Raw genomic sequence first — 25,148 nt, 5'->3', positions numbered from 1 at the left:
ATCATGACAATTGTAAAAGTACTTGGTACAGCTCAGGATGGGGGAGTACCTCAGACTGGGTGTTGCTGTACGAACTGCCAACAAGCAAAATTATCCTCTGAACGGCGTCGTTCTGCCACTTGCCTGGGGATTATTGATGAGAAGACAAAGGAATGGGTCCTCGTGGATGCCACTCCAGATATTAAATTACAGATGGAGAAAATGGAGACAGCTTTACATCCTACCCCTCAGTCTATTTGGCTTACTCATGCACACATTGGACATTATCCTGGCTTAATTTTTCTAGGGAAAGAAGCGATGAATACAAGCCAATTGCCCGTGTACGCGGGTGCCGGGATGGGTGAGTTTCTCCGCCATCACCTCCCTTGGAGCACACTGATAGAGGGGAAAAACATTTATATTGAAGAGCTTCAGCATGGAAAGACCTATTCCAAGGAGAGCTACTCCATACTTCCTTTACTCGTACCTCATCGAAATGAATACTCTGAGACATTTGGATTCGTTATTAAAGGGAATGAGCGCTCTCTTCTATACATTCCTGATATTGACCGGTGGGACGATTGGGATGAAGACCTTCTCTCTGTGGCAAAAGAGGTGGATTATTGCTTACTCGATGCAACCTTTTATTCAGAGGATGAGGTGAGAGGACTCGGACGTGATCCGAAGTCCATCCCACACCCTTTTATTAAGGAGACCATGGACCGCCTTCAGCCGTTAGTTGACCAGGGGAAGCTGATGGTTTACTTTACACATTTAAACCACAGTAATCCTGCGCTTGATTCCAAGTCGGAAGCCAGAAAGACAGTCAATCAAAGAGGGTTTAAGATTGCGGAGGAAGGAATGAGGATTGAATTATAAGAAGGAAAGACTTTATCATGGGAGTTTTAATGAAAGAGTGAAGTCCTAGTGGTGTTCTTAAACTATATGAAGTAAGAAAAAATGAAGACACATTGCCTTGGCTATGTGTCTTCATTTTTCTTTTTCTATTCAATTGTAAATGGCATCTCTAACGAAAGGAGCTCACCATTTGTAATAAAAAAACATCCTACTTCGCCTGATCATCAGGCTGATGAATGCCGAAGATATTACCTTCTGTATCTTTGTAATACCCTTGCCAAGCCATACCAGGAAGAGCGTACTTGGGCATAGCTACTTCACCGCCAAATTCGAGAATTTTTGCCTCACTTGCATCATAATCTTCCACTCCCATGGTGCAAGCATACCCACTTAAAGGCTGGTTAGCCTCAGGTGAAGGCCCTTGGCGTTTCATTAAGGCCCCATTAATTCCAGGCGTATCTTCACTGCCTGTCACGGCTCCTAAATAAGGCATCCCCGCATACTCTGTCCAGTCTTCAAATGTCCACCCAAACACTTCACCATAAAAACGTTTTGCGCGGTCCATGTCGTCAACGTGTATTTCGAAATGTACGATTCTCCCCATAATTTCCTCCTAAATGTTTTACGTCATTAAATAGTCTTTATATATTTTCTATAAATGTATCAGACTTCCTTCTTCTTGAATGAGGAGATTCTTGTAGTCTAGCTCCATAGACGGAATTTTAGTTCTGTAAGCGAACAAGATTTCCTTATAGAAAAGAGCTCAGCATTACTGCTGAGCTCTTTTCTATTATCTATTTAGCTATCGTGTTTAACGTAACTTCAATGTTGTCACGCGTGGCACGGGAGTAAGGGCACACCTGGTGAGCCTGATGTGTTAGGTCTTCGGCTTCTTCTTTTGAAACCCCTTTGATCTCAACATCTAATTCAACTGCTAAACCGAAGCCATCTCCTTCTTTGCCAATGCTCACATTCGCTGTAATTGCAGATTCAATAGATTTTTTGGCTTTAGAAGCGACCAGTTGAAGAGCACTATCAAAGCAAGCAGAATATCCAGCTGCAAATAGCTGTTCCGGATTCGTTGTTCCTTCTTTTTCTTGTCCGCCAAGTGATTTAGGCATGGATAGTTCGAAATCGATCGTTCCATCACTAGAGGTTACCTTTCCTTTACGTCCACCTTGTGCTGTTGCCTGTGCTGTGTATAGAGCTTTTTCCATGAGTTCATCTCCCTTTCCATTTTGATTGTGTGAAATTAAATTGTGCACAATTTAATTTATAACAACTTATAACATTTGTCAAAATAAAAGCGTTCGATTTGTTTGGTTGTAGGAGAGGTGGAGATTCGCTACACTTATTGGTAGAAGGAGAGATCTGCATGGCTGAAGACCATTTAAAATTAGAAAATCAAATTTGTTTCTCGATCTATGCAACAGCTCGGGAAGTAACGAAATTGTATAAACCTCTCTTAGAGGAGTTAAATGTGACGTATCCTCAATACTTAGTACTTCTCGTATTGTGGGAAGAAGATGGCATTACCGTGAAGGAAATGGGGCACCGCCTTTACTTAGATTCAGGGACGCTAACCCCGATGCTTAAGCGAATGGAAACAGCAGGGCTTGTATTCCGTGAAAGGTCAAAGCACGATGAACGTAGTGTTGTGGTGCGCTTAACAGAAGAAGGGAAGAAGGCTGAACAAACCGCTGACTCGATTCCATATCAATTGATTGATCAGCTAGATATGGGTCAAGAGGAGCTGAAGCAGTTCAAAGCATCCATGGTGAAGATACTTCAAAGTGTTCATCAGAAGAATGAATCATAAAGAAAGCAAAGGGAAGAACTTATTCTTTGTTCCTACTAATGAAACATCGCCTGAATAAAAAGGGGGTGTTTCTTTTTTTGCTTTTTTTGAGGGTGCTGCCGCTGATGATAGGAAACAATGAGGGGGAGTTAGTTTCATATATAGAAACTTACTTTCATTTTTTGATATTTATTTTACGGAGCTATACCATAACAAATGTGCAAAGGGGGCACAGACTCATGAGTCAATATGAAGTTTCAACGTTGAAAAAAGGATTGATCATTCTCGATCTGCTTATGGAGAGTGGAGGAATGACCATGAACGAAGTGATGCATCAAATTAATTTGAACAAAACCACGGCTTTTCGCATGCTCTATACGCTTGAACATATGGGTTATATCGAAAAGCATGGTCAAGTTTATCGGGTTTCCTCTAAGCTAACGGAATTTAAACAAGACCATAACCCTTTAGTAGATTGGGTGTCGGTTTCCCCTCTATATGAACTAAGTCAAGAGCTTGGAGAAACCGTATATATTGGAATTCTCGACGGGACAGATGTGATTACGACCCAAGTAGTGGATGGTACTCATGCGATGCGTATCCATTCACAAGTAGGGGACCGTGATCCTGCTCACGGAAGTGCCCTTGGAAAAGCGATCGTTGCTTTCTTTGAGGAACCGAAACAAAGGAAGTACTTGCAAAAGCTTCAGTGGAAGAAGCAGACAGAGAATACGTTCGACGATGAACAATTATTTCTCTATCACCTAAAAGCTATTCGAAATCAGGGCTATGCAGTGGATGATGAAGAAACGGAGATCGGACTCCGTTGCATCGCAGCTCCTATATACCGAAACGGCGAAGTGGTGGCTTCTGTTGCATTATCTGGTCCGGCTAGCAGGATTCCAAAGCAACTCGACACTCAGATTAGTAAGAAAATCAGAGCATGCAGCGCCCAAATTTCAAAACTTTTATAACGATAACGTAAGGAGGAGACCCCTGTGAGTAAATTGTCATCAAAAGCTATCATCGGACTTTTGTCATTAGCGATTAGTGCGTTTGCCATCGGCACGACGGAGTTCGTTATTGTCGGACTCCTTCAAACCGTAGCGACAGACCTGGATATTTCCGTAACAAAAGCAGGAACATTAATATCAGTTTACGCAGCAGCCATTGCCATTGGAACTCCCATAGTTACGACGATGACCGGGAAGTTACCGAAAAAAGGCCTGCTTCTTACCTTTATGACTATTTTCATTATCGGAAATGTCCTTTCAGGCCTTTCCGAAACGTATGAATTACTAATGATTTCAAGAATAATTACAGCTGTATCTCATGGAGTATTCTTCGCCATTGCTGCAACCGTGGCTGCTGAACTGGTTCCAAAGGACAAGCAAGCCTCAGCTATATCCATTATGTTCACTGGATTGACGGTTGCTACCATTATTGGTGTACCATTTGGAACATTTGTGGGGCAAGCGGTTGGTTGGAGAGCCACATTCTACTCTGTTGCCGTTCTTGGCTTCATTGGACTCATAGCTAATATGTGGGCAGTGGATCGTATAAAACGACCAGCTGAATCTCCAACTCTTATTGATGTAGGAAGACTGGTATCTAATCCAAGAATACTACTCGCTCTATTGATGACTGCATTCGGATTCGGAGGAACATTCGCACTATTTACGTACCTTTCTCCGATTCTTGAGGATGTCAGTGGATTCTCAGAAGGAGCTATATCATGGATGCTTCTCTTATATGGCATAGCAGTGGCAATTGGAAATATTATCGGCGGTAAAGTGAGTAACAATCATCCCGTTAAGGTGTTACGATTTGTCTTCTTTATCCAAGTCTTCGTCCTGCTCTTGCAAGTGCTATTGTTACCACATAAGGCCCTTAGCTACCTTTCTGTCTTCATACTAGGTTTATTTGCTTTTATGTTGACCCCAGGCGTGCAGTCCTACATTCTCATGCTCGCAGAGAAGCTTGTGCCAAAAGCTAAGGATGTCGCTTCTGCGATGAACATCTCTGCTTTCAATATTGGGATTGCCGGTGGTTCTGCGATCGGGGGCTTTGTAGTGGAGACGATGGATTACCTTGATACAGCTTGGATAGGTGGCATTATGGTATCCATTGCACTTCTACTGTCTGTTATTAATTATCGATTAGATAGAAAGCAAAACTTATTTTAAAGGAGAATAAAGATGAATACAGAACAACTACAACAACTAGAGAACGAGCTTGTTTTTGAACAATTTACTAATGAAGAGGCTTTAAAGCTAGGTATGGAACTGGTGAATTATGCAAAAGAAAATGGCAAATCTGTGGCCGTACACATTGAGAAGAATCGTCTGCCGCTATTCACTCATCTGATGGATGGAACATCGGAAGAGAATGTGAAATGGTTGTATCGGAAGAAGAATGTTGTGGATCACTATAACCACAGCACTCAATTTATTGCCGCTCGTTTTGAAGAAATGGGCACCACACACAACGAAAGCTCCCTGCTCCCTATAGAGGAATACCAGGCTGTCGGTGGTTCTTTACCAATAAACATTAAAGGTGTGGGCACGATCGGCTCTGTTACCGTAGCAGGACTAACGCCACAAATGGATCATGATTACTGCGTTGCAGGTGTGAAGCGTTTCTTGGAGAAAGATGTCTAGGTGAAAGAGAGTCTATCAATAAATAGATGAACGTAAGAAAAGGAGCACCAAGTCACGGTGCTCCTTGTTTTATTTAAAATCATGGGTTCTTTTCCTACCTAGCGGTGTCATAATAGGAAAGTCTGTGTCAATCTCATCAAGAGCCCATAGGAATTGATGCCACTTTTGAATATCTCCTATCACTTTTATAGAAGAAGGGGGAAGAGCGGTTGTTCGTGGTGGCCAACTCATACAAAGTCTTCTTATTCATAATGACCTTCACTTGATCTTCTTTTATTTCATCGGATAGATATCGGAAAATCCCTCGTTTAACCTCCGTTAAAGCTTGTTCTTTCCTATCCGGAATAATGAAGTTCAATTTAAAGTCATAGTCCCCGGCGATCAATCCGTTTATTCGAATGCTTAACATGTTCAATACTTGTTCTAGCGTCATAACGTCTAGTACTTCTGCGGTGATTGTGGACTGCTGTATAGGAATAATGCCATAACGAAGCTCTTGAGCCCCCATCAAATATTCATTCCGCCATGGCCCGGATTCTGCGATGTATCCAAGTTGTTCCAAGGCATCTGCACAAAGGTACCTGGCTTTTTTATTAGATGGGTTTGCGAAGATGACGTGCTTGGTTACTTCAGCAACCCATTGGTATTCTCCTTCTCTGAAGCTTTTCTTTGCTTTCTTGATAACTTCATCTTCTCCACCCATAAATTCCACATATTTTTTTGACGAATCTTCCGGTAAGAGCTTATTTAAATCGACTGGGTTTCCGTTATACCATCCTATATATTTTTGGTAAACCGCTTTAGAGTTGTGGTTTACCGTTCCATAGAATGAGCTATTGAACCATTCCTCTTGTAAACTTTTAGGGAAGGCAACCATTCTTCCAACTTCATCCATGGTGTAACCTTGATTAATCAACCTTAAGGTCTGATCATTAATATATTGGTACATGTCTCGCTGCTTTTCCATATAATCAATGCAGTATACTCTTCCGTGACGTGGCCAATTATGCACTTCGAATACAGATGTCAATTGTTCCCCAAATAGATCAATGGCTTGTTGGATGTACTTCGCCCATGCGACAGGATCTCGCACTTCAGCTCCTCGTAATGTATATATGTTATGGAGCGATGCTGTACAATTCTCTGCAATGCAAAGGCTCTTTTCCTCAGGCACAAACATGTTCATTTCAGCCGGTGCTTCTGTATCCGGGGTGATTTGGAATTGAAACTTTACACCATCAATCATCTTCTCCACGAAAGATTCATTTGCTAAAGGTGAAATTTCTTCAGCAGAATTCACTAAAGTTACAACTCCCGTTGATACATATTTCCCTATGCCGCTATCTATTTGACCTTTTTCTCCACGAGGTAGTATTTCACCATACATATAAAATCCTCGTCTCGACATCGCCACTCCTGCTGTTACATTCTCCTCTAAGGCGGCACTCAAAAAACCGCTCGGTGCATAAATCTTAACATCATCGGTGGTTCCACTATTAAGAACTCCATCAACACCACCATAATGATCGACGTGTGAATGAGAGAAAATGATCGCACTAACCGGAACCTTACCAAAATAACTATCGATTAATTCAAAAGCAGCTTCTGCCGTCTCTCTACTTGTAAGACAATCGATCACAATCCAACCTGTCTTTCCGCGAATAATGCTCAAATTAGCCAGATCGAATCCTCTAACCTGATAAATGTTTTCTGTCACTTGAAATAGACCGGCGTTTAAGTTCAATTTTCCTTGATACCAGAGTTTTGGGTTCACGGATGAGGGGAGTTTATCGTTCAGCAGGAAATCATAACGCTTTAAATCCCAAACAGGAAGAAGTGAATCATCTGGTTTAATAACGGGAAGGAGGACGTTTTTTAGTACGTTTCGCGTTGCCCATTCCTGTTCAACCTTCAGTCTTTCCCAGAAAATATTCTTTTTTATGCATTCATTGATTTTTTCTGTTTTCTTCGTGGCACCTTTTCGAAAAGGGGTGAGTTTCGCTTCGAACTGATCATGATGATTTTGCTCCATAAGATGTCACCTCCATGAATATAGTATTCGGTGTAATTCCACTGTATACATAGATGAACGAACGAATTCATTAGGTGTGAACACCTGAGTATGCTAACGTTAATTTGTCTAAAAAATTGGGTGCTCTTTATAATAATCTTAGTTTGAGGTTGACTGTGTAGTGCACTACATCCTTTAAGATTTAAATGAGGTGGAAGACATGTACAAAGTCGGTGAGTTTTGCAGAATGACTGGTTTAAGTAAAGAAACCTTGCGTTACTACGCTCAAATTAAACTCCTTGAACCAGTCTATATTGAACCTCGTAATAACTATAGGTACTATGATAATGGTTCATACTTGATTGCGAGATTGCTAGTCTACTTGAGGAGATTTGACTTCTCTATTCAAGAAATGTTGACCGTTGTAAATGATGAATCCTTTGAACATTTAGAGGAGTTAATTAAACAGAAACGGAAGAACTTATCTCAAGAGGTTCGTCGCATACAAACCGTGATCGAAGAGATGGACGAGTTCTTTGAGATGGAAATGGGAGCTAAATATGAATGATTAAGTGGCATGAAGAACGGGTGTTACCTTTCAACATTGAAGTGATCTGGAGATTGTTTGAAATCGAAAGCCTTCCACGCATTATGCCAAATGTGATCGAAACCAAAGTGCTCGATAAGAAAGACGGGGTAGTTGGAACCACTTATGAACAAAAATATAAAGAAGGAAAGCGAATTGAAACGTACATTGTTGAAGACCTTGAGTATGAAAACACTCCTCAGAAGAAACATAATAAAATTGGTTTTACATTAGCGAAAGCATTTGATATACAAGCATCTTTTACATTAATAAAACAAAGTGAGAATGAAACAAGATTTATTTATAAAGGGCAAAACGTAGGATTGAATTTCTTAGGTAAAACGCTGCTTAAATTAGGAGGACAAAAGAACAACCAAAAAGTAGTCGATGATTTCATGGACAGAGTTGAGAAAGAAGCCATGGTGGAGGATCAGTCATAAGAACAATAGAAAAAGGAAAAAAGTCCACTTACCAAAAAAGGTGTTTCACGAATTTAAGAAACCTGTTTCACTTTAAAGTGAAACAGGTTTTTAAGTTTATATCTAAAAAATATGAAAGTGTGAAATGTTCCGCTATATGGAAAATATCCATTTGCTAGTGTGACCTATATCTCCTTTTATAACGGAATAGAACCTCGGTATATCTATATCCTATTTTTAGTTCGTTTGTTATTAATTTCCTTGAAAGCGTGCATCATTTGGTAAAATATTAAAAGTTCGTGAACGATCTATGACAAAGTTGTGAACAATCGTTTCTATTTCGCCAAAATCTGATATAATCAGTCACGCCCTGATACGTATAACAGCTCCTAAGTTTCCGAGTTTTATACTTATAATTTAACAGATTGATAGGAGGGTTAAGATTCATGAAAGCTAAACATCTCCGAAATAGATGGTTAGGTTTGCTGCCGCTCAGCTTGATTTTCTTCTTAAGCGGGTGTGGGCAGTTGGAAATGACTGTGCTCAACCCAAAAGGGCCAGTCGCTGAAAGTCAATATGACCTGATTGTATACTCCCTATGGTTCATGCTTGGAATTGTTGTTGTCGTGTTTGCTTTATTTACTTACATGATTATCAAGTACCGTGAGAACCGTCCGGGACGTAAAGAAAGTGACTATGACCCGAACTTGCATGGAAATACAACCATCGAGATTATTTGGACGGTTATTCCGTTTATCATTGTCATCCTTTTATCCATCCCAACCGTAACAACATTGTTCGACTTGGAGGAGCCTCCTAAACCTGAAGCAGGGGAAGAGGTGAAGGAACCTTTAGTCGTATATGCCACAACGGCGGATTGGAAATGGTTCTTCAGTTATCCGGAACAGGATATTGAAACCGTTAATTACTTACACATCCCGACCGATCGTCCAATCGAATTCAGGTTAGCTTCGGCTGATTCGATGTCAGCTCTTTGGATTCCGGCACTAGGCGGTCAAAAGTACAACATGGCGGGTATGATGACCAAATTGTATTTAGAAGCTGATGAAGAAGGAGTCTACGATGGCCGTAACTCTAACTTCAACGGTGAAGGCTTTGCTGCTCAAACGTTCAAGGTATATGCCGAGAGCGAAGAAGAATTTACTTCATGGGCAGATGAAATTAGCAACGAAGCACCAGAGCTTACAGCAGAACGTTATGACGAACTGCTTGCGCCTGGTTTGACTGACGTACAATCCTATTCCAACACACACTTGGATTACGTGAAGCACCATACGAAAGAGGATGCGGGTTATGTCGTCGAAAAATACCGTGAACAATTCAAACAGAAGCTTCATTTAGAAGAAATTGAAGAACAAGAAAGCTTCCAATAGTACGTAAAGAAAGCAGGTGAAGACATGCACATTACAGATATTCTAGTCACCGGTGAACCGCTCATCTATGGTGCCATGGTATCGATGGCACTAGGTGGGCTCGCCATCCTTTTCATTCTGACGTATTTCAAAAAATGGAAATGGCTTTGGCGTGAATGGTTGACCTCCGTTGACCATAAGAAGATCGGTGTCATGTATATTTTAAGTGCCCTTCTCATGTTATTCCGTGGTGGCGTAGACGCCATGATGATGAGGGTGCAGTTGGCATTTCCTGATTTGGGATTCTTAAGCTCCCAACACTATAACGAAATTTTCACAACACACGGAACGATCATGATTATCTTCATGGCGATGCCGTTCTTGATCGGACTCATGAACATCATCGTTCCATTACAAATCGGAGCGCGTGACTTCGCGTTCCCATATTTAAACGCATTAAGTTTCTGGTCCTTCTTCTTCGGAATGGCGCTCTTTAACATTTCCTTCGTAATCGGAGGTTCTCCGGATGCCGGGTGGACGAGCTACACCCCACTTTCCGGTGCAGCGATGAGCCCTGGACCAGGTCAAAACTTCTATCTACTGGGACTACAGCTATCAGGTATCGGTACCCTGGCTACAGGGGTTAACTTGATGGTAACGATTTTGAAAATGCGTGCCCCTGGCATGAAGCTATTCCATATGCCGATCTTCTCATGGTCGACATTGGTTACATGTTTCATCATCGTGTTTGCATTCCCGATTTTAACAGTAGCTCTTGCACTACTTACAATTGACCGTGTATTCGGTGCACAGTTCTTCACGTTGACAGGGGAAGGCCTGCCTATGATGTGGGCAAACCTGTTCTGGATGTGGGGACACCCGGAAGTGTACATTGTTATTCTTCCTGCCTTCGGTATATTTTCCGAAATCATTGCCACATTCGCGAAAAAGCGTCTATTTGGCTACAATGTAATGGTTTGGTCTATGATCGTCATTGCATTACTTAGTTTCTTAGTATGGGTGCACCACTTCTTCACAATGGGTGCTGGCGCATTTGTTAACTCCGTCTTCTCTATTTCGACGATGTTGATCGCCGTACCAACGGGTGTGAAGATTTTCAACTGGCTTGCAACCCTTTATAAATCGAAAATCGAATTTACTGTACCAATGCTTTGGTCACTTGCTTTCATCCCAAGTTTCATTCTTGGTGGTGTTACAGGTGTTATGCTTGGTATGGCAGCAGCGGACTATCAGTTCCACAACTCGTACTTCCTGATCGCGCACTTCCACTACGTGCTGATCGCAGGAACCGTATTTGCCTGTTTCGCAGGACTTGTGTTCTGGTATCCGAAAATGTTCGGTCACAAGATGAACGAGCGTTTGGGTAAATGGGCATTCTGGTTGTTCTTCTTTGGCTTCCATGTGTGCTTCTTCCCACAATATTTCCTAGGCCTAGACGGGATGCCACGTCGTTTATTTATCACAAACGTTGTAGAATGGCTTCCATTGAACGTTATTTCTACTGTCGGGGCTGTCGGAATGGCACTTGGTTTCGTTGTGTTCGTTTACAACGTTTACTACAGCTATCGTTACAGCGAGCGTGAAACAACAGGTGATTCTTGGAATGGTAACGGCCGTACCCTTGAATGGGCGACAACGACGCCAGTACCTTACTACAACTTTGCAACAGTTCCATATGTGGATGAAATTGATCCATATATTCGTATGAAAGAAGAAGGCAAAACGACATTTGAAGAAGATGAAGTGAAGCCGATCCACATGCCAAGTTACACAGGGGCTCCGATCATTATGATGGCTCTTCTTGGACTTGCCAGTTTCGGTCTTGTCTTTGAATGGTTGTATGTCGCTGTCATCGGATTGATCGGTGCTGTGTTTATGATGATCCTTCGCTCCTTCGATTATGACGATGGTTACTATGTACCAGTTGAAGAAATTAAAGAAACAGAGAAAAAAGCGAGGGGGTTATAATATGGCTGCGGAAGAACTGAAAACAGGTCCTTTAGAATATCGCACCCAAGAAGGGCAAATGACCATCATGGGCTTCTGGATTTTCCTTGGAGCCGAGGTTGTCCTCTTCGCGACGTTATTTGCAACATATGCTGTGTTGTTCGGACGTACTGCTGATGGACCACTGCCAAGCGAACTGTTTGAGCCAGGTACCACTCTTATTATGACCTTCCTGCTTCTAACTAGTAGTTTTACATGTGGACTTGCGATTCACGAAATGAGAAGGGGATCAGTCAAAGGGCTGATCTTCTGGATGGTTATTACGTTAGCTCTTGGTCTTGGGTTCCTTGGATTCGAGATTTACGAATTCGTTCACTACACGCATGAAGGCGCAACAATTCAAGCTAGTGCGTTTTGGTCAGCATTCTTTATCCTTGCCGGAACTCACGGACTGCACGTTACGCTTGGTATCGGTTGGGCGACCCTGCTCTTGATCCAAATCAAGCAGCGAGGACTAACAAACGTCACAAGCCGTAAATTATTTGTCGTAAGCTTATACTGGCACTTCCTTGATGTCATTTGGATCTTCATCTTCACGAGTGTCTATCTGATTGGGATGGTGATTTAATATGGCCGATTCGAAAAAACGCGTACCAATGAATCACGTCATTGGCTTTATCTTGTCACTCGTCATGACGCTAGTTGCAGCATGGGCAGCACTTCAATCTGACTTGTCTACGACATGGATCATCATCGGTATTATGGTTCTTGCTCTGTTGCAAGCAGGCGTACAATTGTTTATGTTCATGCACGTTACAGAAGCTTCAAGCGGAAATGGGCACGTACCATGGAACATGATGTTTCACGGTTTCGCTCTTGCCGCAATCCTTGTAGCAGGATCCCTGTTCGTCATGTCCTTTGGCCATGATCATGGTGATATGGGCGACATGGGCGATATGGAACAACACGAAGAACAACATTCAGAAGACCATAGCGGTCACTAAAAAAGTGGGGGTTATTAGGATGGAAAAAAAGCAAAACATGCCACTAGAGGCCGGATGGCCATGGAAAGATTTGATTGGGTTTATTCTCTCAATATTGCTGACGGCTTTTTCACTAGGTGGAGCGCTTTATTCCTCCTATGACTTTAAACTTGTTTTATTTATTCTTGCAGGTTTCAGTTTTGTACAGGCGATGATCCAACTGTACAAACTGCAGCCGCAGGATTAAAAAAAGAAACGCTTCTTTCCTGGAGTCAGGGAAGGAGCGTTTCTTTTTTATTTATCTAAGTTGTTCTTTTGTTAATTTCTCTTTCAGTTCAGAGCTTGATTTTACGGTCGCCACCATGAACATCACCCAAGCGATGTGGGCGCCAATTAAACCAAGATAGAACATGGCCCCTGTAATGGAGAATGGTCCTGGATCTGAGTACATTGTCACCTGGAAGAAGTATAGCCACATGCCGATAAGTAGAATTGATTGCGCTACGGCAAATGCCATCTTTTTCGTTTGTAAGAATAGAAATGGAGCTATAGTCGCCAAGAGCAAGAACATTACGGTCGCACCCATGAAAATCATCTCCTTAGTTATGTTTCAAAATTGAAAACGTTTTCTTTGATCTTATTGTAACAAAAAATTCGCAATTTGGACACAAAATGTTCATAAATGGGCTAACATTTTTAGAATTTCCGTTTTTTAGCTTGTCTAAACAATATTTTTTTGGCCAATTAAGGGTGCAAATACTTGTGAATGGTCCTTTCCTCTAAAAGGAGGAGGTTTCATGTGGGACGTGGAAAGATGGGGATAGCTACCGATTACAAAAGGGAGCGACTGCTAAAAAAAGACGCTTAGGTGTGAGGCCCCCAAGCGTCATTAATTGATCTATGTGCTTCTACGACTACTATACAAAAATAAACCACAACACCGCGGTGACTACAATAGCGGTAAGACCTTGTATCAACGTTCCCATTGTTTGAGCTTTATAAGCTTGTGTAATGGAGAGACCACTGAACTCTTTGACGACCCAGAAATAACTATCATTTACGTGCGATACAACCATTGCTCCAGCTCCAACGGACATAACCATAAGAGATAATGGCACAGCGCCCTCAATCCCAACTTCAGTCAGGAGCGGTGCAATAAGTGTTGAGGTGATCACAATCGCAGCAGTTGATGAACCTTGAGCACTCTTTAGAGCGGCTGCAATGGCGAAGGGGACGAAGATAAACAGAGCGCCAGTTGCCAGGTCATTGTTCGCTACCCCTTTAATAAGATCAGCAATACTCGTTGCCTTAATGACAGAGCCAAATGCACCGCCGGCACCTGTGATCAGTAAGATCGGTGCTGCTTCTTTTATACCTTCTCCGACCCACTTCGTTAACGTTTCTTCACTAAACTCGTTCACAAGTGTGAAGGATAGTAGAGTACCTACAAGCAAGGCGACAACAGGTGATCCCAGGAATAGGAAGAAGGAGAAGATGGCACCGTCCCAGCCTGCAAAGGTAATAACAGAGCTAAATCCGATAAGAAGGATTGGAACCAAGATCGGCGCAAATGCTTTCTTGGCGGAAGGCATATTCCCAAAGCTTTCAATAACCGTGTCGTACTCAACTGTCGCAGCCGTTTCATCTTCTTCAATATGAATCTTCGTTCCAGCTTTCATGGCCCAAAGATATCCGGCTAAAATCGTCGGGATCGCAACGATTACGCCAAACAAAATGACGGTTCCTAAGTAATTCTCAGCCCCAATGTTTCCAGCCGCTGCAATTGGACCAGGAGTAGGGGGGACGAGGGTGTGCGTTGCAAATAACCCTGTAGATAACGCAATCGCCATTGAGGCAACCGTTACATTGGTTTTATTTGCAAGCGCTTTCTTTAAAGACGACAAAATAACATAGCCAGAGTCACAAAAGACAGGGATACTGACTATACTTCCGATCGCGCTCATCGCAAGCTGAGGACGTTTCTCACCAACGAGTCGGAGGACGACCTCAGCCATTTTCAACGCTCCACCTGACTTCTCAAGAAAAACGCCAATAATCGTACCAAATACAATAACAAGTCCAATGCCACCCATCAGTCCACCGAAGCCGCCATTCACAGCAGAGACGACGTCATTCATAGGCATTCCAGCAGCGAGCCCAATTCCAAACGCAGCAACGAGTAGGGAAAGAAATGGGTGAATCTTGAATTTGGCCGTAGCGACAATGACAAAGAGTACACCAGCTAAAATAATTAATATAAGTCCAATACCGTCCATTTATCCTTCACTCCTTTCTAATATGTGTCCCCAAAGTCGTGCAACTTCCACACTCGTGTCATAGAGGTAATCGGAAGCATACTTCATACAGTCATCTAAACTAATGATGCTTGGTACGATCGAGAAGCTACTCATAAACTTGCCCCGTAATGCATCCCGATCTCCTTCAATACTTCCGGACAATAGAATTGTCGGTACACCGTAATCCGCACCTAAATCCGCAACATAAGCAGGAGCTTTTCCATGAAGCGTTTGTTCGTCAGACTTTCCTTCTCCTGTAATAAGAAGATCAGCATCCTTAATGGCTTCCTCAAGCTTAATGGCTTCTGACACAAGATGAGCCCCTGATTCAAGGTCTCCTTCTAAGGTTAGAAATGAAAAGCCCAGACCCCCGGCAGCACCAGCACCAGGTGTGTCCATCATGCTTTTATCTAAAAGACGCCCCCACTTATCCAAGGCCTCATCTAACTTCTTTACCTGTTCTTTTGAAGCTCCTTTTTGTGGTCCATAAACATGACTTGCTCCATTAGATCCTGTAAGAGGGTTGGAAACGTCGCATGCAATTTTGAACGTACAGTCTTTCAGACGAGGGTCTAGTGTACTCTTGTTGACTGAATCAATCTGGTAAAGATCTTTTCCAAAAGAACCAACTTCTTTTCCATTATTGTCTTGGACAGTAAGTCCTAACGCCTGCAAAATACCAAGTCCACCGTCATTAGTGGAACTCCCGCCAAGGGCAATCATGAATTTTCGATATCCATGATCTAATGCATTAACAATCGCTTCTCCCAATCCGGTACTTGTCGTTTCCTCAGGATTACGTTGATCAGATGGAACGAGCGTAAGTCCAAGGACACTTGCCGCCTCAATCACGACCGTATCATCTCCAAGAATCAAATAGCTTGATTCGATCGGATCCCCAAGTGGTCCTGTTAAGCGGATGAACTGTCGCTTATGGTCCGTCGCAGCAGCAAGTGCATCAATCGTTCCCTCGCCGCCATCTGCCATCGGTTTTTGTATGACCGTAAGCTCTGGGTGAACGTCTTTAAAAGCACGAGCCACATGCTGTGCAACTTCACTCGAGGCGAGACTACCTTTAAATGAGTCTGGTGCGATAACAATCTTCACATCTATTCCTCCAATCGCTTTTTATCTTTGCCCTTAGTTCTATTAGAACGTATAAACCGGGGAGGGCACAATTGACAACATTCACGAAAATATCAGAAAAATGAATCCGCTTACTTGTGCATGTGCACAAATGGTTCATGAATAAGCAAGATTGTAAGTAGCGCCGCTTCTTTAAAGTTTCGCGGGTCGAGCCCCACTTTGATTCGAATTTGATCTATCCGATAGATCAACGTGTTCCGGTGGATATGTAAGTCGTTCGCCGTTGAAGTCATGCGTAAGTTATGACGGAACAATGCCTGTAACGTGACAACGTAGACTGGCTCTAATGTCGCTAATCGTTTCCCGTGTACAGAAAGTGTTTGGTCATAAATATCTTGATCGATTGTATGTATGAGACGTTCTAATTGGAGGTCCGCACTATAAGAAACAGGTGCTTCTCCAAGCGTAATCGCGTCTCTAGCTTGCTCGAAGGAGATCCGGATTCCTTTCACGCCATACTGAGGTTCACCTACGCCGATCTTGTAACTTGACGTTTCAAGCGTAAATTGCCCATCAGTGGAAAAAGGTACGATACATACGATGTAGTGCTGATAAGGAAGCACAACCAGAGGGTTAAGCGGCTCCGCAATTTCTTTCACGCCTTCCAAGTGATCATGGGGGTTCGTAGATTGAAAGGCAACCACTTGCCAGGTGTCAGATAAGTGAACGCGGAACGTATTCTCAGCTTCTTGTAACAACGCCTCATCATGCTCCGCTGAATTCTCTAAGACCTTGTTCAACCACTGAATCCATTGCCGCTCTTCATAAAACGCTTGTCGCTGCAAATAAATTTGATCAAGCGTTATCTCAACAGACCCCTGAGTCATCCCGGCAGCCTGCATTACGTCATCCGGGTGCCCAGTTAACCCAACAACACCCGTTAATCTCCCCCGGTGAAAGACAGGAAGGTTTACTCCAGCTTGCGTATTCTTATAGTGTTTTAAATCGTTTGGGTAGATCGTACAAGGAGCGTGGGTACTTACGACTTGCTTCGCTCCTTCGTGCAGACGATGCATACGGTTTTTATTGGTACTTGCGATAATGATGCCTTTTGGGTTCATGAGATTGATAGGGACGTCGATATAGGTGGATAAGCGATCAATGATTTCTTGCCCTAGGGATTCGGTTAGGTTCATAGGTGTCACCTCGAGTTTTTCTTTACAGTATAGCATCGGGGTCAATGGTGGAAAGGGGGAAGTTGTAGTACATTTGGTGTAAATGGGGTGGAGTTAAAGGTAATAATAAATAATTTGACCTTTAATTCTTTTCTTGTGAAGTATGTATCAAGAAAATGCTATGATAAAGTAGGTGTTTTTCTGTTATATTAATACAATAATGTTGCTAAAGTAGGAAAAAAAGGATGGTTGAATGGGATTAATAGGTCGAAATGAAAAATGTCACTGTGGTTCTGGGAGAAAGTATAAAAAGTGTTGTTTAGAATCGGACAATAACAATATCGAAAATGGGGTATTACCTGGGAAAGGGAATAAAGCGTTTGATCTTGTTGCGCCAAAGCATGATAGTTCTATGGGAATTAAAGAGCTTGTGTTAGCGCAGTTGGATCAAGTTAATGTATGGTTATCTAGAGAGTCTATAAACGATCTTGGCATTGAGTTCAACTCGAAAGAATTGTTAGAAATAGCAAATTCTAAAGATATGACTTATAAATTTTTTCAGGTAAATAGAGAGATACTAGAATTAAAGGGCATTAAGCATCCATATAGGGAGATGAAATTGGTAGAAGAAAGAGCGGCTAGCTTGCCATCATTATCCGAAAACGAGCGAAGAATTCTAAGAACAGTAGCAGAATCGAGTCTTGGTGAATATGAGATGTTGTCTGATATGCAAACGGCTGATTACGGTGCTATGAAGGTACTCAACGATTTTGCGTATCGTTCTATAAAAGAAGGAGTAACAGACGACAAAGGTAATATCTCTTGGGTTAATTTATATGTAGATACGAATGAAAAACAAGAAGAAATCTTGGTTAATTGGGAGTATGAGTATTCTGATGATCAAGAAGTATACGAATATGTTGAACTAAACTTTTGTCACTTGGATGAATTACATAATGAGTATCAAAAACTAGCCCATTCGTTTCATGGGTTGGAAGATAGTTCTAAGGATCAATTAGCCACAGCCTTATTTCAAGAAAAAGCATTGCCTGAAAAGTCCAGGCGCAGAGCTTCATACAATGGAATAATCAATTATTATACCGGCATCTTTGAAAATGAGCTAAGAATATTGATTAACCATAAAGAAAAGCAAGAAAGACCGCAGCTAATGATGAAGAATATAGTAGACTATTTACATATTAATTCACTTCCATATATATCCGGAAATATCAACGATCTTCCTGCGAGGTTGGATGAGATACGTAAAATAAGAAACGAAATATCTCATGGTAAAGGTGGTTTGTATGAGGATTATTGTAAGGTGAAAAAATTAGCTCTAGACGATGAAGCCTTTAAATTTATTTCCTGGTGTAAAGTATACTTTGAAGATATAGAAGAGAAAGTAACTCCGTTACCTTAAGGTCGTAGATGAAGTACAAGTCATACACGTCCATATACTCCTTCCTGCCACATTTAGACAATAGACCTTTACACGAAAACGATGGGAAGCTAATTCTTTAGCGGCGAATTGTGGGTAAAATCACACGTTGCGTTTCGAAGAATGATCGAAAATTTAAGCAAAGGTGCAGATGCTTGTAAGCTTATTTCAACGCTTTATTTAGACTTTTTACAGTTACTATTTTTAGCTTAATAAGCTTTTTATAAGGTCCATAAGTGGAAATATAAAAATGCCAGCAATCAATTGCTGGCATTTGAGCTCTTATAAACTACTATTCTATACTTTTAGCAATTTCAATAAGTTTTTTCTTCTTTTCTTCGGTGAATTGGCTTTTCTCGTCATTTTTTTCAACCATAGTTATAATGAATTTCCATCCAGACTTTTCAAGGTAAATGGCATATGCAATTCCATCTGCTCCGAAAATCTTTGCTTTTGTCTCATCCAAATTAACTTCTTCTGATATAGCAGTTCCATCATAAGTATTTGCTTTAAAAGTTGGCTCAGCACCTGGAGCCTTACTTGTATGAACACTAATGCTTTGGTTTTCTTCTTCTTTGGATTGAAAATTAACCTGGTATCCATTTACCTTGTTGCTTTTATCTAGATAAATCGTACTAAATGGAGCAATATGAAGATCAGAAAGTTTACTTGGAAATGGAATATTAGAACTAAACTTCTTCTCAGCCTGTTCAATACCCTCAAATTCTACTGTTTTAAAAACATCTTGGTTGGAAAAACCATTTCCAAAAGAAGGGGATTCTAGTGAACTGTCTTTATCATATTGGGTAACTTCGAATAAACCACTAAAAACTGCTTGAACATTGGGGCTTACCCAAACTCCAATACTTAAAATTATTGCTGCTACAAAAGCCAATAAAGGTTTATTATTTCTTTTATATTTTTGCTCCTTTTTAGCTTTTAAAACTTGTATGGTTGCCTTTTCGTGAAGATCTTCAGGAACTTTTATCTTATTTATTTCATCTTTAATTTTATTACCCATGACCAAGCTCCTCCTTATAATATCTTTCCTTTAATTTTTTTAGTGACCGATATAGAAGGGATTTTGTAGTCCCTATTGGAATCTCCATGAAATCTGCAATTTCCTCAAAGGTGTATTCATAGTAGTACTTGAGTATGACCACGCTTTTTTCGTTCTCATTAAGTCCATCTATTAAGTCTTTTACTGAAATAGGAAAGGAAAGATCTTCTCTACCATCGCTAATAAAATCATCATAGTTAGGATCTAAATTAACTACTTTTTTATTGTTTTTAATACAGTCTAAAGAGCAGTTTATAGCTATTTTAATTATCCAAGTCTTGAAATAGTCAGGCTCTCTCAGAGTGTTTATATTCTTGAATGACTTGAATGCTACTTCTTGTACAACATCTGAAGCATCTTCTTCATTTTTTACATACAGGTAAGCTGTTTTGTATAACATACTTTCATACTCTTTAAATAACTTTAGGAATGCTTTTGTGTCTCCTTTCTGAGCTTTTTTTATTAATTTTTTCATATATGGTCCACCAGCCTTTATTTCTTTTTATATAAGATTTAAATATTAGACATAGAGTGAGCTTGTTTAGCTTCATGAAATTTTATTTTTTAACAAATTACTCTGTGAGCAGTAGGAAAAGCCTCTATAAAAGAGTATTACATAAAATTCGTTACGTTCTAGCGATAATTTACCCCATGGAATTAGATTAATGTTGAAGAAGTGCAGGGACGATTCTCAAGCTTCCTTTTTACAAGAGAACTAGCGGCTGGAGCAATGGTCCATTCCTTAATAATGTCAGCGTACAGTTCTTTCTCGTTAAATACTAAAAAAGCATTTGTCCCAGTGGTCAAATGCTTTTGTAATTTATTTTTTTAGAGTTTGATTTTAATTTTATTTAACTTCCATAAACATTAACAAATTTGGTCTTTTAAAGCTTTCCTTCTTCTTTTTCAAGTCATGACTAAAGACAAAGTATAGAAAAAAACGTCATACCCACAATAATCGCTTCACCATTTATTATACAAAATTTTTAACAATTAAAAGGCTAACATCACTATCAATTAAATGCTCGGTGATTATTATTGAATGGTAAAATTAAAGGATAAATACACTTCTTAATAAAGGGGGAGTGAAAGAGTGAAAGATATTCTAATTCAGTATATGAAACGTTTCACAGACCTCAGTGAATCACAGTTAAAAGAACTGACTGTGGACATTCCTGTTACTACGTATAAGAAAGGAACCATCCTTTTGCATCAAGGGGAAGTTCCTTCTAAATGTTACTTTGTCTTAAAGGGTTGTGTTCGGCAATACGCTGTAGATGAGGATGGGAATGAACATACGTCCAATTTCTTCACGGAAGAACAAAGTGTAACGATCTTTAACCAACACACTACAGATAAAAGTTCTAAGTACTCCCTTAGCTGTTTGGAAGACTGTACCCTTGTTGTGGGTGATCTAGCGACTGAACAATCTTCTTACGACGTGCACCCCGTGTTAGAGGATATGACGCGCAAGATGATGCAAGAAGATATGGGTGCGTTGAGGGATGAGTTCTCTTCCTTTATCTCTTCAACACCAGAAGAACGCTTCCATGCTTTAATAGCGAACAGGCCAGATTTAATTAACCGGGTTCCCCAATATCAACTAGCAAGTTACCTCGGAATAAAGCCAGAAACCCTAAGTCGGATTAAGAAACGCGTCGCCTCAGAATAATGAATTAGTTCATCGTCCATTTTCTTCCCTTTACCAATAGCCAGAGCCCAAACCCTAATTCACCTACGACCATGGGCGCCATAAGAACCCATTCCAATTGTGCTGTCAAACCTTCAATCTGAGGTAGGAACGTGTACATGGTATGAATGCCCGAGTAGCTAAAGCCTGCTAAGACGACTAGAATACTAATCATTTTAGGGATCTTTTCTGTACTCATTGCGACCAAGCCAACAAGAATTAAGTGAACGCCAAAAATAATTAATCCAAAGGACCATATGTCTTCAAAAGATGAGATGGAACGCATAACTTGCTGGGCGAAATTATCAGGTGGAAGGCCAGATTCAACATTTTGAACCGCACTACTGGTAATAACAAGGTGCGACACGGCCATTGCCAGAATGGCGGTATAGAGTAAGCGAAGCCAGCCGGCTAACAAAGCATATCCATGATGGAATGGTTTTAAAACAATATAAAATCCCCATGAAACGATGATATCCAACAATATAATGAGGAGCCATCCAAGTATCTCAATGCGAAATAAGGATTGAGACGCTTGGATGTTTTTGAATGTTGTAGCCGCGTCTTCATTTACAACTAATGAACTGTGAATAAATCCTTGTGCACTAATAGCAGCTAGTGTCATGAGAAGTAATGCGATACCAGAAATGACGGCAGCTTTTTGCTGTATAGGTGTATTTGCTGTATTCAAATGAGATCCCCCCAGAACTTGATTTCATCAACATTGTATTCTGTGTAAGGGAGTCTTTCATTGACTTAAGTCATGAATAAGAGGTTTCATATAGTTTGGCAGCAAATTCCCCTATATTACATTCAGGAAAACGAATTAATAGTTCTCGGACGAAACTTTTTTCTTATTACAAAAAATGGTTCCAAGCGACCTCAATCTATGAAATAATTTACAGAACAAGCGAGAATTTAGCCTGTAAAAATGGGCATAGAGTGAAGGAAAGGTGGTCTTACTTGTGCAATTGTTCCATTATCACTGGTGGATGAATCAATTAGAGGAGATGGAGAACTTTTATAAAGAGTTGGGTTTTCAGACGCGTTTGAGAGTGGGGAATGATCAAGGAGAGATGCAAACATTTAACCCTCCTCTAGAGTGGGATGACTTCAGAGAGCGCGGGGTTACATTTCGAATTATAGAAATGGTAAAGGGTCAAACCAATGTTACATTTGGTTACGGGAAGAAAGATCGGTTTGACCACATTGGAATATTAGTGGAGGAAGGGGAATATAAAGACATTCTTCAAAGGGCTGAGGAATTGAATCTTCACATAAATGAAGGGGAACGAAGGACTTTTATTTCTACTCCATGGAAGTTCAGAATTGAATTACAAAGAAGAACAGAAGTTGTTGAGGAAGAAGAGAGTACCCTCATCCATACGGTAGAGATCGGCTTACCTTTTGCGAAAGAACATCCAAAGTTACTGGCCGAGCTTTTGAATCTTGAGGTTGTTGAAGATAAAGGCAACGATCTTGTTAATCTTGGAAACGGTCAATGGAATATAATGAGTCATGATGAAGATTACAGTCGTTTGATTACTGTTCATTTTATAAAAGATACCTTTAACCGTAATGATCCGGTTGGTACCAGATTAATAGGTCATCACTCTTTGTAACTCATGGAGAGAAGTGTGCTATCAATACATGCTTTATATAGTATAACGGAGGGGTTCAGGTGAAGAACAATAATGAGTTAAGAGCGCTTTTAGACATAGACTATCCAATTATCCAGGCACCTATGGCCGGTGGTCCAACGACGCCGGAACTGATCTCAGAAGTTTCCAATTATGGGGGGCTTGGCATGGTTGGTGCGGGCTACTTACATACCGATCAACTAACGGAACAGATTGGAAAGGTTAAGAGATTAACAAGCCGTCCTTTCGGTGTCAATTTATTTATCATCGATCCTCCAGAGGTCAGTGAAAAAGAAATAGAATCTAGCAGTAAGGCATTACAATACTTCCGTAACAAACTTAATCTTAAGGAAACCTCCAACGACGTCTCTTATAAGGGGAATGATTTAGACCGTAAAATTGACGTGATCATAAGCGAAAGCGTTCCAATCTGTTCATTTACATTTGGACTTCCACCCCATGAGGTTACCACCCGATTAAAACAAAAGGGTATTAGAGTTATTGGAACGGCTACAACCGTTAAAGAGGCGATTGCTGTCCAACAGGCTGGAATGGACGCCGTTGTAGCGCAGGGAAACGAGGCTGGAGGGCACAGAGGTTCATTCTCAAAGCCTGAGGACTCAAGTGGAATTGGAACCATGGCGCTTGTGCCACAGGTATGTGACCATGTCACCATTCCAGTTATCGCATCTGGTGGGGTAATGGATGCAAGAGGGATTGCAGCTTCCCATGTATTAGGGGCACAGGGTGTTCAAATGGGGTCAGCTTTTTTAACTACTGATGAGAGTGGAGCTCATTCTGAACATAAAGCAGCTATATTAAAAGCAAACGATGATGACACGGTCGTGACGAAAGCCTTTTCTGGGAAATGGGCAAGAGGAATTCGAAATGAATTTACGGACTATATGGGTAAGGAAAGCACCAGTATAGCACCTTATCCGATCCAAAATAGCCTCACTAAGCCGATCAGGACTGAAGCAAAGAAGAAGGAAAATCCACAATACATGTCGTTATGGGCCGGACAAGGGCTTCGTTTGAGTCAAAAAGTTCGGGTTAGAGAGCTTATGGATGAGTTAGTGAGGGGAACGGAAGAGCTGATCGACTGGAGTTAGGATTGATGTTTTTAAAGTTCACAAATAAAAGAGCATACCACTCCTTTTATTTCCTTTTTTCGCAATCATAAAGAGCCAATAAACTGTACCGGAAAGGATTTGATCATTACATATGAAAACTAAAGAAAGTTTCAAAAGAATAAACATCGATGAATGGTCATCGGATGAAGCGGACGAGTGGATGGAGTGGATGCTTACCTTTATAGGAGATCCTGATCCAGAGCTTCGGGATGAATGTATCTACCCTGCTTTTGGAAGGCTGATTCAAGAGGGGCGTTTACATAAAGATCAAGTGGATAAAATCTTAGAAACATGTTTGAGTGAGTCTCATCTTTTTTATCGGATTGGTGAACAAAAGGGGGATGGTGTGTTTACTCGATCCTTTTCTGCTTTAGTCATTGCTGAGGTTGTCCATTCTGATCAAGGATGGAAGCGGGAGCGATACGAACAGATATTGAACGCCGTGGGTGAGTATCTAAAGGAAGAACAGGATATGAGAGGCTATGTTCAAGGGAAAGGTTGGGCCCATAGCATGGCACACGGGGCTGATCTTCTTGTAGCTCTTGTTGAGCACACTCAATTCAGACAAAAAGATGCGAACCTTTTTCTGCAAGCTGTTCAAAATGCCTTTTGGAAAGAATACGCGTTTACCGATGATGAGGAAGAGCGCTTAGCATTTGTAATCGAGGCTTTATTACAAAAGGGAGTGGCACCGTCTATTATTACGAAATGGGTAAAGGAGACATTCGTCAAATTGGATGCGGAATGGAACGCTAGACCCTTTGCTATTCCCGTTTTTCGTATCAGAACAAATGTATTGCATTTTATGAAGGCTCTGTTTTTCAGGGTGGAGGTGTCTGAGCTTCAGGGGATGATTAAACAATATTTAGAGGAATGGCATAAACGGGTGTATCAACATTAGGGTGAGGAGATCACCGGGGTCTTCATTCTCTTTTTTTAGACTAACTTAGCTATCACAAAAAGGACTCTAATTTCTGAGTCCTTTTTATGAGGA

27 protein-coding genes are annotated in these 25,148 nt (G+C 41.1%); 17 read left to right on the top strand and 10 right to left on the bottom strand.

Going from position 1 to position 25,148, the window contains the following annotated elements; translation table 11 throughout:
- Positions 1–3: 3 nt before the first annotated feature.
- Positions 4–858 (top strand): MBL fold metallo-hydrolase, encoded by an 855-nt coding sequence (locus LQ226_RS06270; RefSeq protein ID WP_231416993.1) that lies wholly within the window; start codon positions 4–6, stop codon positions 856–858.
- A 187-nt stretch (positions 859–1,045) separates the two neighbouring features.
- Here LQ226_RS06270 and LQ226_RS06265 read toward each other — a convergent pair whose 3' ends face one another.
- Both LQ226_RS06265 and LQ226_RS06260 read right to left on the bottom strand, forming a co-directional pair.
- A complete protein-coding gene (locus LQ226_RS06265) occupies positions 1,046–1,441 on the bottom strand; it encodes a VOC family protein (protein WP_231416992.1) in 396 nt (131 codons plus the stop codon).
- A 190-nt stretch (positions 1,442–1,631) separates the two neighbouring features.
- Entirely contained in the window at positions 1,632–2,054 is a 423-nt protein-coding gene (locus LQ226_RS06260) for an organic hydroperoxide resistance protein (RefSeq protein WP_231416991.1), read from the bottom strand.
- 158 nt (positions 2,055–2,212) lie between these two features.
- Between LQ226_RS06260 and LQ226_RS06255 the strand changes: the two genes are divergently transcribed.
- The 4 genes from LQ226_RS06255 to LQ226_RS06240 all read left to right on the top strand — a co-directional run bounded on the left by LQ226_RS06255 (position 2,213) and on the right by LQ226_RS06240 (position 5,295).
- Positions 2,213–2,656 (top strand): MarR family winged helix-turn-helix transcriptional regulator, encoded by a 444-nt coding sequence (locus tag LQ226_RS06255; protein WP_231416990.1) that lies wholly within the window; start codon positions 2,213–2,215, stop codon positions 2,654–2,656.
- A gap of 218 nt (positions 2,657–2,874) precedes the next feature.
- The gene (locus LQ226_RS06250) at positions 2,875–3,609 is read left to right on the top strand and encodes an IclR family transcriptional regulator (protein ID WP_231416989.1); all 735 of its coding nucleotides are present in this window, start codon (positions 2,875–2,877) and stop codon (positions 3,607–3,609) included.
- Positions 3,610–3,633: 24 nt separating this feature from the next.
- Positions 3,634–4,821, top strand: a complete 1,188-nt coding sequence (locus tag LQ226_RS06245) for an MFS transporter (RefSeq protein WP_231416988.1) — start codon at positions 3,634–3,636, stop codon at positions 4,819–4,821.
- Positions 4,822–4,833: 12 nt separating this feature from the next.
- The gene (locus tag LQ226_RS06240) at positions 4,834–5,295 is read left to right on the top strand and encodes a heme-binding protein (RefSeq protein WP_231416987.1); all 462 of its coding nucleotides are present in this window, start codon (positions 4,834–4,836) and stop codon (positions 5,293–5,295) included.
- A gap of 136 nt (positions 5,296–5,431) precedes the next feature.
- Here the strand turns inward: LQ226_RS06240 and LQ226_RS06235 are convergent, their stop codons facing one another.
- Positions 5,432–7,327: an alkyl/aryl-sulfatase gene (locus LQ226_RS06235; protein ID WP_231416986.1), complete on the bottom strand. Its 1,896-nt coding sequence runs from the start codon at positions 7,325–7,327 to the stop codon at positions 5,432–5,434.
- 199 nt (positions 7,328–7,526) lie between these two features.
- Here LQ226_RS06235 and LQ226_RS06230 point away from each other — a divergent pair, with 199 nt between their 5' ends.
- The 7 genes from LQ226_RS06230 (at position 7,527) to LQ226_RS06200 (ending at position 12,882) form a co-directional block, all read left to right on the top strand.
- The gene (locus tag LQ226_RS06230) at positions 7,527–7,874 is read left to right on the top strand and encodes a MerR family transcriptional regulator (RefSeq protein WP_231416985.1); all 348 of its coding nucleotides are present in this window, start codon (positions 7,527–7,529) and stop codon (positions 7,872–7,874) included.
- Positions 7,871–8,332 (top strand): SRPBCC family protein, encoded by a 462-nt coding sequence (locus tag LQ226_RS06225; RefSeq protein WP_231416984.1) that lies wholly within the window; start codon positions 7,871–7,873, stop codon positions 8,330–8,332. Before LQ226_RS06230 ends, LQ226_RS06225 begins: the two co-directional genes overlap by 4 nt.
- A gap of 425 nt (positions 8,333–8,757) precedes the next feature.
- Positions 8,758–9,705 (top strand): cytochrome aa3 quinol oxidase subunit II, encoded by a 948-nt coding sequence (gene qoxA, locus LQ226_RS06220; protein WP_231416983.1) that lies wholly within the window; start codon positions 8,758–8,760, stop codon positions 9,703–9,705.
- 24 nt (positions 9,706–9,729) lie between these two features.
- Positions 9,730–11,673: a cytochrome aa3 quinol oxidase subunit I gene (gene qoxB, locus LQ226_RS06215; RefSeq protein ID WP_231416982.1), complete on the top strand. Its 1,944-nt coding sequence runs from the start codon at positions 9,730–9,732 to the stop codon at positions 11,671–11,673.
- 1 nt (position 11,674) lies between these two features.
- Positions 11,675–12,280, top strand: a complete 606-nt coding sequence (gene qoxC, locus LQ226_RS06210) for a cytochrome aa3 quinol oxidase subunit III (protein ID WP_231416981.1) — start codon at positions 11,675–11,677, stop codon at positions 12,278–12,280.
- Position 12,281: 1 nt separating this feature from the next.
- Positions 12,282–12,656, top strand: coding sequence for a cytochrome aa3 quinol oxidase subunit IV (gene qoxD / locus LQ226_RS06205; RefSeq protein WP_231416980.1), 375 nt, complete (start codon positions 12,282–12,284; stop codon positions 12,654–12,656).
- Positions 12,657–12,675: 19 nt separating this feature from the next.
- Complete coding sequence (locus LQ226_RS06200; protein WP_231416979.1) at positions 12,676–12,882, top strand: cytochrome C oxidase subunit IV family protein; 207 nt, start codon at positions 12,676–12,678, stop codon at positions 12,880–12,882.
- A gap of 51 nt (positions 12,883–12,933) precedes the next feature.
- Here LQ226_RS06200 and LQ226_RS06195 read toward each other — a convergent pair whose 3' ends face one another.
- The 4 genes from LQ226_RS06195 to LQ226_RS06180 all read right to left on the bottom strand — a co-directional run bounded on the left by LQ226_RS06195 (position 12,934) and on the right by LQ226_RS06180 (position 17,214).
- Positions 12,934–13,221, bottom strand: coding sequence for a hypothetical protein (locus tag LQ226_RS06195; RefSeq protein ID WP_231416978.1), 288 nt, complete (start codon positions 13,219–13,221; stop codon positions 12,934–12,936).
- A gap of 331 nt (positions 13,222–13,552) precedes the next feature.
- On the bottom strand, positions 13,553–14,911 hold the full coding sequence (locus tag LQ226_RS06190) for a GntP family permease (protein WP_231416977.1): 1,359 nt from the start codon (positions 14,909–14,911) through the stop codon (positions 13,553–13,555).
- On the bottom strand, positions 14,912–16,039 hold the full coding sequence (locus LQ226_RS06185; RefSeq protein WP_231416976.1) for a glycerate kinase: 1,128 nt from the start codon (positions 16,037–16,039) through the stop codon (positions 14,912–14,914).
- 110 nt (positions 16,040–16,149) lie between these two features.
- Positions 16,150–17,214, bottom strand: coding sequence for a CdaR family transcriptional regulator (locus LQ226_RS06180; RefSeq protein WP_231416975.1), 1,065 nt, complete (start codon positions 17,212–17,214; stop codon positions 16,150–16,152).
- Between the two features lie 232 nt (positions 17,215–17,446).
- Between LQ226_RS06180 and LQ226_RS06175 the strand changes: the two genes are divergently transcribed.
- The gene (locus tag LQ226_RS06175; RefSeq protein WP_231416974.1) at positions 17,447–18,613 is read left to right on the top strand and encodes a YecA family protein; all 1,167 of its coding nucleotides are present in this window, start codon (positions 17,447–17,449) and stop codon (positions 18,611–18,613) included.
- A gap of 310 nt (positions 18,614–18,923) precedes the next feature.
- Here LQ226_RS06175 and LQ226_RS06170 read toward each other — a convergent pair whose 3' ends face one another.
- Positions 18,924–19,652, bottom strand: coding sequence for a YxlC family protein (locus LQ226_RS06170; RefSeq protein WP_231416973.1), 729 nt, complete (start codon positions 19,650–19,652; stop codon positions 18,924–18,926).
- The gene (locus LQ226_RS06165; RefSeq protein ID WP_231416972.1) at positions 19,645–20,166 is read right to left on the bottom strand and encodes a sigma-70 family RNA polymerase sigma factor; all 522 of its coding nucleotides are present in this window, start codon (positions 20,164–20,166) and stop codon (positions 19,645–19,647) included. Before LQ226_RS06165 ends, LQ226_RS06170 begins: the two co-directional genes overlap by 8 nt.
- A 618-nt stretch (positions 20,167–20,784) precedes the next feature.
- Here LQ226_RS06165 and LQ226_RS06160 point away from each other — a divergent pair.
- On the top strand, positions 20,785–21,363 hold the full coding sequence (locus LQ226_RS06160) for a Crp/Fnr family transcriptional regulator (protein WP_231416971.1): 579 nt from the start codon (positions 20,785–20,787) through the stop codon (positions 21,361–21,363).
- A gap of 4 nt (positions 21,364–21,367) precedes the next feature.
- Here the strand turns inward: LQ226_RS06160 and LQ226_RS06155 are convergent, their stop codons facing one another.
- Entirely contained in the window at positions 21,368–22,072 is a 705-nt protein-coding gene (locus LQ226_RS06155) for a DUF4386 domain-containing protein (protein WP_231416970.1), read from the bottom strand.
- A gap of 274 nt (positions 22,073–22,346) precedes the next feature.
- On the opposite strand from LQ226_RS06155, the gene LQ226_RS06150 reads away from it, so the two are divergent.
- From LQ226_RS06150 to LQ226_RS06140, 3 genes are all read left to right on the top strand, one after another.
- On the top strand, positions 22,347–23,003 hold the full coding sequence (locus LQ226_RS06150; RefSeq protein ID WP_231416969.1) for a hypothetical protein: 657 nt from the start codon (positions 22,347–22,349) through the stop codon (positions 23,001–23,003).
- A 59-nt stretch (positions 23,004–23,062) separates the two neighbouring features.
- On the top strand, positions 23,063–24,133 hold the full coding sequence (locus LQ226_RS06145) for an NAD(P)H-dependent flavin oxidoreductase (RefSeq protein WP_231416968.1): 1,071 nt from the start codon (positions 23,063–23,065) through the stop codon (positions 24,131–24,133).
- 112 nt (positions 24,134–24,245) lie between these two features.
- Positions 24,246–25,055, top strand: a complete 810-nt coding sequence (locus LQ226_RS06140; protein WP_231416967.1) for a DUF2785 domain-containing protein — start codon at positions 24,246–24,248, stop codon at positions 25,053–25,055.
- Positions 25,056–25,148: the final 93 nt, after the last annotated feature.

This window comes from Pontibacillus sp. HN14, from assembly GCF_021129245.1.
In the GTDB taxonomy this organism is placed as follows: domain Bacteria; phylum Bacillota; class Bacilli; order Bacillales; family BH030062; genus Pontibacillus.
Note: the sequence above shows the minus strand (reverse complement) of the source record. Positions and strands in the feature narration are given on the sequence as shown.

Bases quoted from the DNA above. Each gene is read 5' to 3' on its own strand.
- LQ226_RS06270 (WP_231416993.1), top strand. From the start codon at position 4: ATGACAATTGTAAAAGTACTTGGTACAGCTCAGGATGGGGGAGTACCT.
- LQ226_RS06265 (WP_231416992.1), bottom strand. From the start codon at position 1,441: ATGGGGAGAATCGTACATTTCGAAATACACGTTGACGACATGGACCGC.
- LQ226_RS06260 (WP_231416991.1), bottom strand. From the start codon at position 2,054: ATGGAAAAAGCTCTATACACAGCACAGGCAACAGCACAAGGTGGACGT.
- LQ226_RS06255 (WP_231416990.1), top strand. From the start codon at position 2,213: ATGGCTGAAGACCATTTAAAATTAGAAAATCAAATTTGTTTCTCGATC.
- LQ226_RS06250 (WP_231416989.1), top strand. From the start codon at position 2,875: ATGAGTCAATATGAAGTTTCAACGTTGAAAAAAGGATTGATCATTCTC.
- LQ226_RS06240 (WP_231416987.1), top strand. From the start codon at position 4,834: ATGAATACAGAACAACTACAACAACTAGAGAACGAGCTTGTTTTTGAA.
- LQ226_RS06235 (WP_231416986.1), bottom strand. From the start codon at position 7,327: ATGGAGCAAAATCATCATGATCAGTTCGAAGCGAAACTCACCCCTTTT.
- LQ226_RS06230 (WP_231416985.1), top strand. From the start codon at position 7,527: ATGTACAAAGTCGGTGAGTTTTGCAGAATGACTGGTTTAAGTAAAGAA.
- LQ226_RS06225 (WP_231416984.1), top strand. From the start codon at position 7,871: ATGATTAAGTGGCATGAAGAACGGGTGTTACCTTTCAACATTGAAGTG.
- qoxA (WP_231416983.1), top strand. From the start codon at position 8,758: ATGAAAGCTAAACATCTCCGAAATAGATGGTTAGGTTTGCTGCCGCTC.
- qoxB (WP_231416982.1), top strand. From the start codon at position 9,730: ATGCACATTACAGATATTCTAGTCACCGGTGAACCGCTCATCTATGGT.
- qoxC (WP_231416981.1), top strand. From the start codon at position 11,675: ATGGCTGCGGAAGAACTGAAAACAGGTCCTTTAGAATATCGCACCCAA.
- qoxD (WP_231416980.1), top strand. From the start codon at position 12,282: ATGGCCGATTCGAAAAAACGCGTACCAATGAATCACGTCATTGGCTTT.
- LQ226_RS06200 (WP_231416979.1), top strand. From the start codon at position 12,676: ATGGAAAAAAAGCAAAACATGCCACTAGAGGCCGGATGGCCATGGAAA.
- LQ226_RS06195 (WP_231416978.1), bottom strand. From the start codon at position 13,221: ATGGGTGCGACCGTAATGTTCTTGCTCTTGGCGACTATAGCTCCATTT.
- LQ226_RS06190 (WP_231416977.1), bottom strand. From the start codon at position 14,911: ATGGACGGTATTGGACTTATATTAATTATTTTAGCTGGTGTACTCTTT.
- LQ226_RS06180 (WP_231416975.1), bottom strand. From the start codon at position 17,214: ATGAACCTAACCGAATCCCTAGGGCAAGAAATCATTGATCGCTTATCC.
- LQ226_RS06175 (WP_231416974.1), top strand. From the start codon at position 17,447: ATGGGATTAATAGGTCGAAATGAAAAATGTCACTGTGGTTCTGGGAGA.
- LQ226_RS06170 (WP_231416973.1), bottom strand. From the start codon at position 19,652: ATGGGTAATAAAATTAAAGATGAAATAAATAAGATAAAAGTTCCTGAA.
- LQ226_RS06165 (WP_231416972.1), bottom strand. From the start codon at position 20,166: ATGAAAAAATTAATAAAAAAAGCTCAGAAAGGAGACACAAAAGCATTC.
- LQ226_RS06140 (WP_231416967.1), top strand. From the start codon at position 24,246: ATGAAAACTAAAGAAAGTTTCAAAAGAATAAACATCGATGAATGGTCA.